Annotated in this window: 3 protein-coding genes; 2 read left to right on the top strand and 1 reads right to left on the bottom strand. The window is 65.0% G+C overall.

Annotated features, from left to right (window positions below):
* Position 1: 1 nt before the first annotated feature.
* Complete coding sequence (locus tag B4383_RS18720) at positions 2-11,170, bottom strand: type I polyketide synthase (protein ID WP_078292763.1); 11,169 nt, start codon at positions 11,168-11,170, stop codon at positions 2-4.
* Positions 11,171-11,469: 299 nt separating this feature from the next.
* Here B4383_RS18720 and B4383_RS18715 point away from each other — a divergent pair, with 299 nt between their 5' ends.
* Together B4383_RS18715 and B4383_RS18710 are read left to right on the top strand one after the other, a co-directional pair.
* Positions 11,470-12,891: a condensation domain-containing protein gene (locus tag B4383_RS18715; RefSeq protein WP_078292840.1), complete on the top strand. Its 1,422-nt coding sequence runs from the start codon at positions 11,470-11,472 to the stop codon at positions 12,889-12,891.
* A gap of 33 nt (positions 12,892-12,924) precedes the next feature.
* Positions 12,925-15,948: an RND family transporter gene (locus B4383_RS18710; RefSeq protein WP_078292764.1), complete on the top strand. Its 3,024-nt coding sequence runs from the start codon at positions 12,925-12,927 to the stop codon at positions 15,946-15,948.
* Positions 15,949-15,993 lie beyond the last annotated feature (45 nt).

The raw sequence follows: 15,993 nt of genomic DNA, 5'->3' as shown, positions 1-15,993 counted from the left end.
ATCACTCCTTCGGCTCGGACACTGCGTCAGGTGGCGTAGGTGTCGTCGGTGTCGTAGGTGTCGTAGGTGTCGCCGCTTCGGAGTCAGCCTCAGCCGACTCGGCAGCGGGTTGCGCCTCCTGCGATTCGGATTCCGCATCCGGCAGCTGAGCCACGAGATACTCGGCGAGACCACCGATGGTCGGGTAGTCGAACACCGCAGTCGCGTTGATGGTGAACTTGCCGCCGAACTGGCTATGCAGCCGGTTGCGAAGCTCGATCGCCATCAGTGAATCCGTGCCGAGATCAAGGAACCGACTCGTCGCGGCCGGCGGTTGGGCCAGTCGCAGGAAGTTCTGTACCTCGCGCTGCAGGAATTCGGTCACGAATCCGGCCCGTTGCGGCACCGGGATCTCCATCAGCTGCTTGAGCAACTCGCTGTCGCCGGCCACCTCTCCGGTGGCACTCGGCAAGACGAGGTCCAGGATCGGCGGACGCGAACTGCCCAGCACCTTGGCGGCTCGCTGCCAGTTGGCCTTGATGACGGTGGCTTGTCCGGTGCCGTTGGCGATGACCTCCGCGAGTGCCGCGAGCGCCGCCGACGGATCCAACGGAATCAGGCCCTGCGCACTGATGTTCGCGGTCGCCGCCTCCGAGGAGGCCATGCCACCCTGCCCCCAGGGGCCGAAGTTGACACCGGTGGCCGGCAGGCCCTGTGCCCGGCGCTGCGCGATCAGGCCGTCAAGCAATGCGTTGGCCGTGGCGTAGTTGGACTGACCAGGTGAACCGAAGAGGCTCGACACCGAGGAGGACACGATGAAGAAGTCCAGCTCGTCGTCCTGCGTCAACTTATCCAGGTATCCCGCACCGAAGGCCTTGGGCGCCAACGTCGTCCGGAACCGCTCCGCACTCTGCTGCCCGAGCAGCGCATCATCGAGCACGCCCGCCAGATGCGCGATGCCCGCGAGTGGCGGCAGCTCCGCACGGATCCGCTCCAGGAGCTTCGCAACCTCGGGCTCCTCACCGACATCAGCGGTGAAGACGTGGATGCGGGTCTTGGAACGCTCGGTGATCTCCTCGATCAACCGCTGCGCGTCTGTATCGGGCGCGCGGCGGCTGGTCAACACGATGTCCCCGGCACCAAGCTGAGCCAGATAGCCCGCGGTGTGCAGACCGATCGCACCGAGACCACCGGTGATCAGGTAGGTCCGATCCGGCCGCGGTGCCAGCGGATTCGGCATCTGGCACACGATCTTGCCGATATGCCGGGCCTGCTGCATGCGCCGGAACGCCGTCCTGGCCTCCGTCAACGGGTAGATCTCGGCAGGCAGTGGCGTCCACTCCCCCTTGGCCAGCCCATCCGACACCTCGGTCAGCAAGGCGCGAATTCGCTCGGGCTCTTGGAACATCACCGTGTCCAACGCGACGATCTCGTAAGCGATATCGGGTCGGACCTCGGCCATCTGCTCCGTAGTCCAGATATCGCGCTTGGCGATCTCGGCGAAGCGACCGTTCTTGGCGGTGGCACGCACGGTCGCCTCGACGAAACCTTCACTGGTCAGACTGTTAAGCACCACATCGACGCCAGCGCCGTCGGTATCCGCCAGAATCTGATCAGCGAAATCCGTTGTGCGCGAGTCATAGACATGTTTGACACCGAGCTTGCGCACCGTTGCCCGCTTGAAGGTGCTCGCCGTCGCATAGACCTCAGCACCCTGCTGTTGCGCCATCTGGATGGCGGCCAATCCCACGCCACCACTGGCTGCATGGATCAGCACCCGATCGCCGGGCTTGAGCTGCGCCCAGTCGAATGCCAGCCGCACCGTCAGCGCCGCGGCGGGAATCGTGGCGGCCTCGACCGCGCTGACCCCGTCGGGAATCGGCGCCAGGAACTGGGCCGGAGCGTTGAACCGGCTGGCGAAGGCACCCTGCATGGAGCCGTACACCCGCTGGCCCACCTCGACTTCGGTCACGCCCTCACCCAATTGTGTAACAACACCGGCGAAGTCGCCGCCGATCGGGCCGGGATCACCCGGGTACAGACCCAGCACGTTGAGCACGTCGCGGAAGTTGAGACCTGCGGCCTCCACCCGCACCTGCACGTAACCCTCGTCCGGCGCCGGCACCTCCTTTTCGATGATCCGCAGGTTGTCGATGGCCCCACGTTCGGTGGGCAACAGGGCGTAGTCACTCCCGCGCGGCACCGTGAGATTCCCACTCCGCGACCACGGCAGTAACCGGGATGCCAGCAGCTTGCCCTGCCGCACAGCGATTTCCGACTCCTCAACCGGCGTGGCCAACAGATTCGCCAGCGCCTGCACGGCCTCGGGCGAGCCATCGCAATCGACGAGCTTGGCATGTAGCGCCGGTTCCTCGTTGATTGTGGTGCGCCCGAATCCCCACAGCGACGCCTGCACCGGATCGACCGGCTCGCCGGACTCAGTGGCCACGGCCCGCTCGGTGACGATCCACAGACCATGTGGAAGCTTCACACCGTTTTGGGAACCGTTCTGCACTGTGTGCACGGCACTGAGCAAGTTGGTAATTTCCGTTTCGAGACGCGCGATCTCAGCGTCCGAGAAACCGGCGCCTTCCTCCGCGCCCGGCCCTGCGGCACGCCAGACGACACCGGAGAACGGCACACCGCGCTCCTTGGCCTGTTCCAGCACCTGCCCGAGCAATTCCGGATCGGTCGTGCGGTCAAACGGGATGCAGCCCGGCACCTTGGCGGCGAGCTCGTCGAATCCGGCGATCAGCCAGGTGCCGCTTGTCTCGCCCGTCGCGTCCTCCACGGGCGGAATCGGAACCTCGTGCCAGCCAAGGGTGTACAGCAAGCGGGTGGCGTCGCCGCCGAGCCCGCGCAGCAGGGCCTCGCGCGGCGCACGCTTGACGGTGAACTCGCTAATCCCACCCAGGTGACGGCCATCCCGATCCAGGTAATCGAGATCGAAGACCTGCGTCTCACTGTCCAGTGGGCTCTGGTGCCAGCGTGCACGGCAGTAGAAGCGCCGAGGCATCTTCTCTTTCAACGTCACCTGTCCGTACCGCAGGGGCAGGAATAGGTCGTTGACACCCTGCTCTGCGGCGAGCAGAGCAGGGAACGCCGGGAAGGCTACGCCGGTGCACAGGTCCATCAGGACCGGATGCATCGGCTCGGTGCCCAGCTGCTCGGCGAGCTCCTCGCCGACAAGGACATCGCCGATCGCCTCACCCTCACCGAGCCAGAGCGACTTCAGAGAACCGGACCAGGTTGGGCCCCAGGCCAGTTCCAGGTCGGCAAAGATCTCGAAGAGCTCCATCGGACGCATGCGTTCCATCCGCTCGATGGCCGCATCAATGGGCTCCGCCGGCTCGGAAGCCTCAGACGTTGGCACGTCACCGTCGTCGCCGACACCGGTGACGACGGTGCCCTCGGCGTTCAACGACCAGTCAACGTCGCGTTCACCGTAGGGACGGCTGTGCACCTGGAATTTCGACCCATTGCCATCCTCCAGAGGATGCAGAGTCAGCTGCACCTCACGGGAGCTCTTCTCCGGCAGGATGATCGGCTCGTAGAAGAACACATCCTTGGCCCGTGCCGGAGTGCCAACGGCAGCCAGCGCCATCGCGGCATAGGTCGCGCCGGGGACTACGACGGTGCCGTAGATGACGTGGTCGGACAGCCACGGTTGCGACCTGACCGACAACCGGCTGATGTACACGGAATCTCCGGAGGCGAGATCCTCGCCCCTACCCAGGATGCCCGCGGTCAAGCCGCCTCCGCCTTCGATGGCGGCACCGGACGACTTCGGCCAGAAACGGCGGCGCTGGAAGGGATAGGTCGGCAACTCCAGCGTGTGCCGGGGGTGACGTTCCAGCGCAGCGAAGTTGGGCCGATGACCGCCGACGTACGCCGCGGCAAGCGCCTCAGCGATCTGACGCCGGTCGCCGACACCCTTGCGCAGCGAGACGATTGCCCGAGGCGCGGCCAAGTGCTCCGGCCAAACCTGCACCGCGGCGCCGGTCAACACCGGCTGCGGGCCGATCTCCATCAGCACCGAGCACCCCAGCGCGGCCACGGTGCGAACGCTCTCGGCGAACTGCACCGGCTGGCGCGAATGCCGACGCCAATACTGAGCATTGATGGGGGTCTGTGCCGTCAGTACGGCACCCGTGCGGTTGCACACCAACGGCAACGTCGGGGTGGCGAACTGCACTTGCGCTGCGTACGACTCGAATTCGTCGAGAACAGGGTCCAACAGCTCCGAATGGAAGGCGTGGCTGGTCTCCAGCCACGTGCAGCGGATGCCCTCTCCCTCGAACCGCGCGACCGCCTGTTCCACATCCTCGCCGGGACCCGAGAGCACGGTGTTCGGTCCGTTGTAGGCACCAATCGATACGCGCGGGAACTCGCCCGCGATCTGCTCGACATGCTTGGCGTCGCTGAACACCGCCACCATGCGACCGCCCGCGGGCAGACTGCCGAACAGCCTGCCGCGCTCGGCGATCAGTCGCGCACCGTCCTCGATGCTGAACACTCCGGCCACACAGGCGGCCGCGTACTGGCCGACGCTATGTCCCAGCACCACATCGGGCTCGATGCCCCATGACTGCCAGAGCCGGGCCAGACCCATCTCGACGGCGAAGATCGCCGGCTGCGCGTAGGACGTGTGCCGCAGGACTTTTCCGGCTTCTCCACCGGTTTCGCGATCGGTGGCGAACATCACCTCAAGCAACGGCCGCGCCGTGATGTCCTTGACCGCTTCCGCGCAACGCGTCACCGTCTCGGCGAAAACCGGCTCGGCGTCGAACAACTCACGGGCCATACCGGGATACTGGCTGCCCTGCCCGGTGAACAGCCATGCCGTCGTCGGATGATTGGTGTGCTCGCCACGGACCACACCAGGGCGCAGTCGGTTCTGGACCAACTCGGCCAGACCCTCGCGCGCGGCCGCCACCGAATCCACAACCAGCGCGGCGCGATGCTCGAAGTGCGACCGGCCTCTCCCGGCAGTGAGGCACACATCCTCGATGTCGACATCGGGATGGGCGGTCAACCATGACTCGTAACGCTGCGCCACCGCGACCAGCGCCTCCGGTGACCTCGCGGACAGCGGGAGCACACTCACCTGGTCGCCCTGCGGTTCCGGCGCGGCATCCGGGGCGTCGGGGGCGTCCCCATCCACGCCCGTCGGCCGTTGCGGGGCCTCCTCGATGAGAACGTGTGCGTTGGTTCCGGTGAAGCCAAACGAACTCACACCGGCACGACGCGGCCTGCCGTTGGCCTCCCACGGAATGGCCTTGTCCACCACCCGCACCGACAACGAGTCCCACGGGATGTGCGGAGAGGGCTTCTCGAAGTGCAGGCTCTGCGGCAGCACCCCGTTTTGAAGGGACAGCACCACCTTGATGAGACCTGCCGCGCCGGAGGCCGATTCGGTGTGACCGATGTTGGATTTCACCGATCCCATGAGCAACGGCCGGTCCGCGTCACGCGAGCCGCCGTAAGCCGCCGCGGCTGCCTGTACCTCGATCGGATCACCCAGAGGAGTGCCCGTGCCGTGCGCCTCGAGGTAGTCGATGTCCCCGCCCACCAGACCCGCCCGGTCCAGCACAGCACCGATAAGTCGTTGTTGTGCACCGCCATTAGGCACAGTCAGGCCGCTGGAGGCGCCGTCCTGGTTCACTGCGCTGCCGGGAATCACGGCAAGGATTCGGTCCTCGTCGCGCTGGGCGTCGCTCAGTCTCTTGAGCACGAGGATTCCGCAGCCTTCGCTGCGCACGTAGCCGTCGGCGGACGCGTCGAACGTCTTGCATCGACCGACCGGTGACAGCATCCTGGCGCGTGAGGCGGCGATCACCGTCACCGGACTCAGCAGAACGTTTACACCGCCGGCCACCGCCAGGTCGCAGTCGCCGGAGTGCAGGGCCTGGACAGCCTGGTGAACGGCCACCAGGGCCGAGCTGCATGCGGTATCGACAGCCACCGCCGGTCCTTCAAATCCCAGCGCGAAGGCAACGCGACCGGAGATGGCGTTGAGCGCGTTGCCGGTGATGAAGTAGGGCTCGATCTTGTCGAGCGACTCCGACGACAGCAGGTGCGCGTACTCATTGGCGCCCACACCCGCGAAGATGCCAGTTCGGCTACCGCGCAACGCGGCTGGGGAGTATCCGGCCCGCTCCAGACCTTCCCACACCGTTTCGAGCATCAGCCGCTGCTGCGGCTCGATCCAGACGGCCTCGCGCGGGGAGATGCCGAAGAACTCGGGATCGAACCCATCGATGCCGTCGAGGAATCCGCCGAAGCGGGTGTAGGTCTTGCCCGCGACCTCCGGATCCGGGTCGTAGAACTCGTCGATGTCGTAACGATCTTCCGGGACTTCCCGGATCGCATCGATACCGCCGGACAGCAAGTCCCAGAAACCTTCCGGATCTGGCGCGCCGGGGAATCGGCATGACACCGAGACGATCGCAATCGGTTCGTCCGTACGTGTCGACGCCGCCTGCCGAGGCTCGGACTTGACCTGCTCGTTGAGCCCAAGCACCTCGCCGAGCAGATAGTCGGCGACATCGGAAATGCGGGGATGATCCATCACCAGGGTGACGGGTATCTCCTTGCCCACACCTTGTTCCATACGACGCCGCAATTCGACGGCCATCAGCGAATCCATGCCGAGGTCGAAGAACCCGGCATCCTCGCGGATCTCCGATACGTCCACGCGCGTCACCTCAGCCACCGCGTCGCGCAGGTAGTCGGTCAACAGCTTCTTGCGCTGCTGGATGGGAGCGCTTGCGAGCCGCTCGACCAACTGCGTCCTGCCCGACTGCGTGACCGCCGGCGATGCGGCCAGGTGCGCGGGCACCTCGCGCTCCAGCTCCGCCAGAAATGCCCGCCTTCCTGCCTGCTGGTAGAGCGGCAGGAATCTGGCCCAGTCGATACGGGCGATGACGCCCTGCGGCGAGGAGGCCGCCACGACGTCGGCCAGGCCGGCCAACGCATCGGCCGGTGACAACGTCTTGATCCCACGTTGCTCCAGTCGCGCACGGGATTCGGCGTCCGCCATGCCCGCACTCCACGGACCGAAGTTAACGCTGGTTCCGGCAATGCCTTGCTCACGCAGACGCAAGGCGAGCCCGTCGAGGAAGGCGTTGGCCGCACTGTACGCGGTCTGGCCGAAGCCACCCCAGACCGAGGCGATAGAGGAGGTGCTGATGAAGAAGTCCAGCTTCAGGTCAGCCGCAGCCTCGCTCAAATGCCACGCACCCCAGACCTTACCGGCGAATACGCGATCCACTTCGGCGTCGTCGAGGTCGTTGAGCGGGGTCGTACCAATCTCCCCCGCAGCGTGGACGATGCCCGCCAACGGCGGCAGCTCGGCCTTCACACCTGCCAGCAGGCGCGCAACATCGTGCGCATCCGCGACATCGGCGGTGACGACCCGGACCTGGCAGCCGTGTTGCGCGCCCAATGCGTCGATGCGCTGGCGCGCGGCCTCGCCGGGTTCACGCCGACTCGTCAGCACCAGATTCTTGGCACCCTGCGCGGCCAAGTATCCGGCGATCTCCAGTCCGATCGAACCCAGTCCACCGGTTACCAGATACGTTGCGTTGTCACGCACTTGCAGCGGTTTGCCGCTCGGCAGTTCCTCTCGCCGAACCAGCCGGGGAACGTAGACGGCGTGATCGCGCAGCGCGATCTGGTCTTCCCTGACGGACGCGTCGGCCGACGCGGAGGCCCGAGCGATGAACTGTGACCATTCGTCAGCACTGGCGTCAGCCAGATCGGCGAGCCCACCCCACACCTGCGGAAGCTCCAGCGCTGCCGCACGGCCGAATCCCCACAGGGCACTCTGTTCCGGCGCCACAGTGTCGGCGTCGGTGATTCGCTGTGCACCTCGGGTGAGCAACCAGATGGGAGAACGCAATTCAACGGTGGCCGCGGCCCGGAAGAGTCGCCGTGTTCCGGCCAGCACCTGGTGCTGGATCCGTAGCAGAGACCGCGCCGAGGGGGGACCCGCGTCAAGGGCCCCGACGTGCACGACGCGTAGCGCTTGCTCCTGCGCCGAGGCGCCGGCCGCCGCAGCGCGCAACGCATCGGCTAGCTGCTGCTCGTCGGCGTCGGACGCGGGCAACCCAAGGACTCGATGCTGGTGCCCACGCGCAGTCAGCGCCTCGACCAGCGGTGCGGCCGCTCCGGATACCTCGCCTACGAGAATCCAGGTAATGCCCGCACCGGATTCCGCACCGGACAGTGGCGTGGGCGATTTATCCCAGCGGAACTGGTAACGGTCATCCGCGATGGTGTGGGTGGTGCGTTGCTGGTTATGTTGTGCCGCCAGCTTTGTCAGCACGGCAAGGGTCTGTTGGTCACCACCGGCACCGCCGAGCAGATTCGCGAGTTCCTCGATCTTTCCGTCCTCGAGCAGCCGAACGGTCTCGGTGCGCGGGCCGCCTGCACGCTGTTGCTGATTCGAGGTGTCGAGTCCGTTAGCGTCTCGCTTATCACCGAACCAGTACTGCCGATGCTCGAACGGATAGGTGGGCAGGTCGAGCTTTCGCGCGTGCCCGTGGCGGAACGCACCGAAGTTGGGCACGTGACCCAGGACGTACGCGTCGGCAGCGGCTTCGATGATCTGTCGGTGGTCCGCGGTGTTACGACGCAGCGACGCGATGGCCCGCGGAGCGGTGGCCGGGTCGGGCCACGCCCGCAAGGCCGCGGCCGTGAGCACCGGTTGTGGGCCGATCTCGAACAACACCTTGCAGTTCAGGTCGGCGAGGGTGCGCACGCTCTTGGCGAACTCCACCGGTTGGCGCGCGTGTCGACGCCAGTACGCGCCATCAAGTTTCGTGCTTCTACCGAGTGCGGACCCGGTCCTGTTGTCGATCAGAATCCGTTGCGGAGTCTTGTAATTGAACTGACCCGCATATGATTCGAATTCATCGAGGATCGGGTCAAGCAAGGCTGAATGGAACGCATGACTGGTGTCCAGGAAATCGCATCGCACGCCCTCGGTAACCAGGTCCGCCACCGCTTTTTCCAGATCCTTTGCGGAACCTGACAATACGGTGTTAGCACCGTTGTAGGCCGCAACCGACAGGCTGGGGAACTCGTCGGTCAGGCCCTCCACGCGCTCGGCAGCGGCGAACACCGCCGCCATCCGGCCACCCGCGGGCAGGCTGCCGAATAGGCGGCCACGCTCGGCCATCAGCCGCGCGCCGTCCTCCAGACTGAACACACCCGCGACGCAGGCCGCCGAGTACTGGCCGACACTGTGACCCAACACCACGTCCGGATCGAAGCCCCACGATTGCCAGAGCCGGGCCAGGCCCATCTCCACCGCGAATAAGGCGGGTTGCGCGTAGGAGGTCTGCCGCAACGTCTCATCGGCTTCCGGACTGTCCACATCGAAAATGACATCCAGCAAAGGCTTTTCGAGCACGTCGGCGACAACTGCCGCGCACTGCTTCAGCGTCTCGGCGAACACCGGCTCGGTATCGAACAGCTCCCGGGCCATGCCCGGGTACTGGCTGCCTTGACCGGTAAAGAGCCATGCGGTCTTCGGCGCGTCGTAGGATTCGCCACGACCGAGGCCCGGAGCCGGGCGGTCGTCGGCGACAGCGCCGAGCAGCTCCACGGCTGCTTCTCGCGAGTTCACCACCAGCGCGGCCCGGTGCTCCAGGTGTGCTCGCGCCACTCCGGCAGTGAGGCATACGTCCGCCAACGTGGCTTCCGGATGCGCGTTCAACCAGTTGCGGTATTGATCGGCGACCTGCACCAATGCGGCGGGCGTGCGCGCCGAGAGCGGTAGAATGCTGAATCTCGGAGCCGCGGCTCCGGCGAGATCCGAGTGGGGCTCTCCGGCCGTTTCGGTCTCGATAGGTGCCGCTGCCTGCTGGGGGGCCTCTTCGAGAATGACGTGAGCGTTGGTCCCGGCGAATCCGAACGAGCTGACTCCCGCAATGCGCGGCCGCTCGTTGCGCTCCCAGGCGGTGGCCTCCTTCACGACCGCCACCGGGAGCCGGTCCCAGGGAATGTGCGGCGACGGATTTTCAAAGTTGCGGTGCTGTGGCAACAACTCGTTCTCGAGCGACAGGACGACCTTGATGACACCCGCGATACCCGCGGCCGCCTCCAGATGTCCGATGTTCGTCTTCGCCGAGCCGATCAACAACGGATCGTTCGCTTCACGGCCGATGCCATACGCCGCACCCGCGGCCTGGGCCTCGATCGGATCGCCCAGCGATGTTCCAGTGCCGTGCGCCTCCAGATACCCGACGTCACTCGGCGCGACACCGGCACGCTTGAGCGCATCGGCGATAACACGCTGCTGAGCAACGCCATTGGGTACCGTCAACCCGCCCGATGCACCGTCCTGGTTAATCGCACTGCCCCGGATCACGGCTCGGATCCGATCACCGTCGCGGATCGCGTCCTCAAGGCGCTTGATGACGATGACACCGGATCCCTCACCACGCACGTAACCGTCCGCGGCCGCGTCGAAGGTCTTGCACTTGCCGTCGGGCGCGAGCATGTGCGCATGCGAGAATGTGATCATTGTCGCTGGAGTCAGCAGGACGTTCGCACCGCCGGCCAGCGCGAGGTCGCACTCTCCGAGCTGAAGTGCTTGGCACGCTTGATGAATTGCTACCAATGACGAACTGCACGCCGTGTCGACGGCAACCGAGGGTCCTTGCAGTCCCAGCCGGTAGCTGATCCGGCCCGCTGCCGCGGCGTTCGAGGTACCGATGGCCATGTAGGCCTCGATCTCGGGGAAGGTCAGCGCATCGGATGCCATTCCCAGGTAATCATGAGTGGCCAATCCGACGAACACGCCGGCGTTGGTCTCGGCCAAATCCGTTGGGGCGATTCCGGAATGCTCGACCGCCCGCCATGCCATCTCCAGCAACAGTCGATGCTGCGGGTCCATCAGCCTGACCTCGCGCGTCGACATACCGAAGAACGGAGCGTCAAACCCCGTCACGTCATCGACAAAGCCCGCACGACGGGTCACGACCTTGCCGGGAGCTCCGGGTTCAGGATCGAAGAATTCATCGGCATCCCACCGGTCAGCGGGCACCTCCGATATCGCGTCACGGCCCTCACGCAGCACGTCCCAGAACTCGTCCGTGTTCGCGGCACCGGGAAAACGCGCTGCATATCCGATGATTGCGAAACGTGGGGCGGGCTTGATCGGATGGTCAGCGGATTCCATGCTGAGGCCTCCTTGCGTCGGCGGGTGGGGGAGAGTGGCCCTCGACGTCGTCGGGCGAGAATGTGACTCGGGACATCGGTGGGTGCGAACGCGACTCTAGCCGAACAAGTATCGTGCGCACTGGCGTTCCCAAACTTCACAATAACTAGGACAAGAAGTTCTAGTTACTCCCGGTACGCCATGTGGCGCATGGGATTTCCGGGTCTTAGGCGACCGGCAGTTACGCGGTCGAACCGAGGGTATGTTGGCCAGCGATGAGAGATGCCGGAGCGGGGCCGGCCGAACGAAAGGACGGCGCTTTGCGCATAGGCACGATAACGGTTGGCGCACTTGATGAATGGACGCTGAACCCCGGCTCCGTCACCTCGTGGCACCCCACCTCCGACGCGGCGGACAAGGCCCGGCAAGCACCTGTGAGTTTGGTGCCAGTCAGCTACATGCAGAGTCAACATCTGCGAAACTACTACGAACGGAACGCAGCTGGCCTAAACTTCTCCCGCCAAATTATCGCCAGCTGCGATGTTGCGGGCCAGTGCGATATCTCCGCGATGGACCATGCCCTCAACGCATACCTGCGTAGGCACGACACCTTCCGCAGCTGGTTCGAGCGCACCGACGACGGGGAGTTCATCAGGCACTCCATCAGCGATCCAGGCGAGATCGAGTTCGCGCCTGTAACGCAAGGGCATATGACGGTCGATGAAATACGCAGCCACGTCACCGATATACCGAGTCCACTGGAATGGGGATGCTTCACCTTTGGAATCATCCAGAGCGAGAACCACTTTACGTTCTTCGCCGCCATGGATCACGTGCACGGCGACGCGACGTTGATCGGCACCACCATGATGGAAGCCAACGGAATGTACTCGGCGTTGAGCGGAGGCGGCCAGCCTCTCACGCTTCCCGATCCCGGCAGCTTTGACGACTTCTGCACTCGCGAGCGCGAGTTCACCTCCGCATTGACCCTGGACTCCCCCGGGGTGCGCGCGTGGATTGACTTTGCCGAGAACAACAATGGAACCTTCCCCGAGTTCCCGCTTCCACTGGGTAATCCGTCGGAAGCAACCAACAGCACCATGACGTCCCTGTCTCTGATGAGCCCGGAGCAGACCGATCGATTCGACTCCGCCTGCTCGACTGCCGGCTCACGGTTTGTCGGTGGCTTGTTCGCCTGCCTCGGTCTGGTTGAGCACGAATTCACCGGGGCACTGACGTATTACGGTCTGACGCCGAGGGATTCCCGTACAGCTAGCGACAACTTTATGACGCAAGGCTGGTTTACCGGCCTGATCCCGATCACCGTTCCGATCGCGGCAACCTCGTTCAACGATGCCGCATACGCCGCGCAGACCGCCTTCGATTCGAGTCTGGACATGTCCCGGGTGCCGTATTACCGGGTACTGGAATTGGCACCGTGGCTGAAATGGCCGGAACCGAACTTTCCGGTATCGAACTTCTTCCACGGGGGTGCGGCTCCGCTCAACGCCATTCTCGCGGCGGGCGAGCTGGGCCTTGCCGACAACATCGGAATCTATCCGGACGGCCGCTTCTCCTATCAGCTGACCATCTACATATTCCGCTACGGGGAGGGCACTGCGATGGCGATCATGCACCCCGACAACCCCATCGCCGAGAAGTCATCTCTGCGCTACATGGAGGCGATGAAGTCGGTGTGCGTGCGGGTCGCTGACAGCGGGCACTGGGGACGCGTCGCGTAGCTTGAGCAACATCAGAGTGAGGGTGAGGAAGATATGCGGCGGCTAGCCGATTTCGTGGTGCGATGGCCGTGGGCGGTGATCGGCGCCTGGGTCGCGCTGGCCATCGCTCTGCCATTGACCTTCCCCTCACTGACCGAGATGGCGGAGAAGCATCCGCTCGCCATCCTGCCTGCCGACGCTCCGTCGAGTGTTGCCGCCAAGAAGATGACCGAGGCGTTCCACGAATCGAGCAACGACGATCTCCTCCTGGTCGTGTTCATCAACGAGAACGGACTGGGGGCCGACGACGCGGCGACCTACCGCAAGGTGGTGGACGCGGTACGGCACGACCTGACGAACGTCGTGTCGGTACAGGACTTCATCGGCACGCCCGAACTGCGGAAGTTCCTGACGAGTCAGGACAACAAGACCTGGGTTCTGCCGATTGGCCTCGCGGGCGAGTTGGGCACGCCCAGGGCCTTCGACTCCTACAACCGGGTGACCGGCCTCATCCAGCACAGCATCGACGGCAGTCCGACCACCGTGCACATCACCGGTCCCGCGGCCACTGTCGCCGACCTCACCGTCGCGGGCGAGCAGGATCGTCTGCCGATCGAGCTCGCGATCGCCATCCTGGTGCTCGCGGTGCTGCTCCTGGTCTATCGCAGCGCGTTGACCATGATGCTTCCGTTGGTGACGATCGGGTCGTCACTGGTGATCGCGCAGTCCGTCGTGGCGGCCTACTCGCATCTGACCGGCGCGGGCGTCTCGAACCAGTCCATCGTGTTCCTGAGCGCGATCCTGGCCGGCGCCGGCACGGACTACGCGGTATTCCTCATCAGTCGCTATCACGACTATCTGCGGTCGGGCAAAACCTACGACCAGGCGGTCAGGGCCGCGATGATGTCTATCGGAAAGGTGATCACCGCGTCCGCCACGACGGTGGGCATCACCTTCCTGCTCCTGAGCTTCGCCAAGATGGGCGTCTTCCAGACGGTCGGAATCTCGTCGGCGATCGGGATCGGCGTCGCCTACCTGTCCGGAATGACCCTGCTGCCCGCGATCCTGGTGCTCGCCGGGCCCCGCGGCTGGGTCAGGCCACGGCGCGAGCTCACTGCCCAGTTCTGGCGGCGGTCCGGCATTCGCATCGTGCGCCGGCCCATTCCCCACCTGGTCGCCAGTGTGCTGGTTTTGGCCCTGCTGGGAAGCTGCGCCCTGCTCGCGCGCTACAACTATGACGACCGCAAGGCCGTGTCGCCGTCGGCGCCGAGTTCTGTCGGGTACGCCGCGCTGGAGCGCCACTTCCCTCTCAGCCAATCCATTCCCGAGTACATCCTCATCCAGTCACCGCGTGACCTGCGCACCCCGCAGGCCCTCGCCGACCTGGAACAGATGGCTTCTCGTATCGCCCAGCTGCCGGAGGTGGGACTGGTTAGCGGCGTCACCCGCCCACTGGGCGAGGTACCGCCGGAGTTCAGGGCCACCTATCAGGCGGGGCTCGTCGGAACCCGGCTGGCCGACGGCTCCAACCAGATCAGTCAGCGCAGCAGCGACCTGAATCGCCTCACCTCCGGGGCCAACACCCTGGCCGGCAGCCTCGGCGACCTGCGCACCCAGCTCAACAAGATCGTCCCCGGTCTGCAGAGTCTGCTCGACGCGTCGGCCTCGCTGAAGACCAAATCCGGCGGCGACGAGCTGGTGCGGAACGTGGACAATGCCGCCAAGCTCGTCGACGCCATCAATGCGCTCGCCAACGACATGGGGTGGAACTTCTCCGCCGCGAAGGACATGTTCGCCTGGATCAACCCGGTCTTGAACGCACTACAGGCCAACCCGGTCTGCGATGCCGATGTCTCCTGCGCCACCACCCGCGGCCAGTTCGAGCGGCTGGTCGGCGAGCGCAACAGCGGACGCCTCGACGAAATCAATCAGCTCGCTCATCAACTCGGAAACTCCCAGGGCAACAAGGCAACCCTCTCAGCGACGGTGACCAAGCTGAACACTTCACTTCTGAGCGTCATGAACGGGCTGCAGGCCATGGGCCTGGATAAGCCCGGCGGCCCGCAGGCCGGACTCAACCAGTTACGGCAGGGCGCCGACCGGCTGGCCGGCGGCAGCCAGCAGGTGGCTGGAGGTGTGGATCAACTCGTCGGGCAGATCAAGGTGATCGTCAACGGCCTCAACCAGGCGTCGTCATTCCTGCTGACGATGAAGACCAACGCCGCGGACCCATCACAGGCGGGCTTCAACATCCCGGCCGAGGTGCTGAGTAATCCAGATTTCCAGAGGGCCGCCAAGGCGTTCATTTCGCCGGACGGCCATTCGGTGCGGTACTTAGTTCAGACGAAACTCAACCCGTTCAGTCCCGAGGCGATGGACCAGGTCAACCAGATCAGTGATGTCGCCAAGGGCGCGCAGCCCAACACCACGCTGGCCGACGCCACGATATCGATGGGCGGGTTCCCGACCGCGCTGCGCGACACGCGCGACTACTACCAGCACGACATCCAGTTCATCATCGCGGCGACCCTGATCGTCGTCCTGCTGACATTGATCGTGTTGCTGCGGGCGATCGTCGCACCGCTGTATCTCGTCGGTTCGGTAGTGCTTTCGTACTTCGCGGCCATCGGGATCGGCGTGTTGACATTCCAGTTCCTGCTCGGCGAGCAGTTGCACTGGACCGTGCCGCCCTTGGCTTTCGTGGTGCTGGTCGCGGTGGGCGCGGACTACAACATGCTGTTCGTATCGCGAATGCGCGACGAGTCCACGAACAGCGTGCGCTACGGCATCATCCGTGCCCTGAACTCCACAGGTGGTGTCATCACGGCGGCCGGGCTGATCTTCGCTGCGTCGGTGGGCGGCCTGCTCTTCTCTAGCATTGGAATCGTGGTCCAGGGCGGCTTCGTGATCGGCGTGGGAATCCTGCTGGATACGTTCGTCGTTCGGACCATCACGGTGCCCGCCATCGCGGCATTGGTGGGCTGGGCCAACTGGTGGCCGTCCCAGGCCAGTAAGCGTCGGAGACCGTCGGTGACGTCACCGCCACCCTCCGAACCGGCGACGCAGGCGGGCAGCTAGCGCGCGAAATGTATGTGAGACTGAAATGAAGCCGAGCGGTCAGGA

This window comes from Mycobacterium sp. D16R24, from assembly GCF_002013385.1.
Taxonomy (GTDB): Bacteria; Actinomycetota; Actinomycetes; order Mycobacteriales; family Mycobacteriaceae; genus Mycobacterium.
The sequence above is the reverse complement of the archived record's forward strand: the minus strand, read 5'-3'. Positions and strand labels throughout refer to the sequence as shown.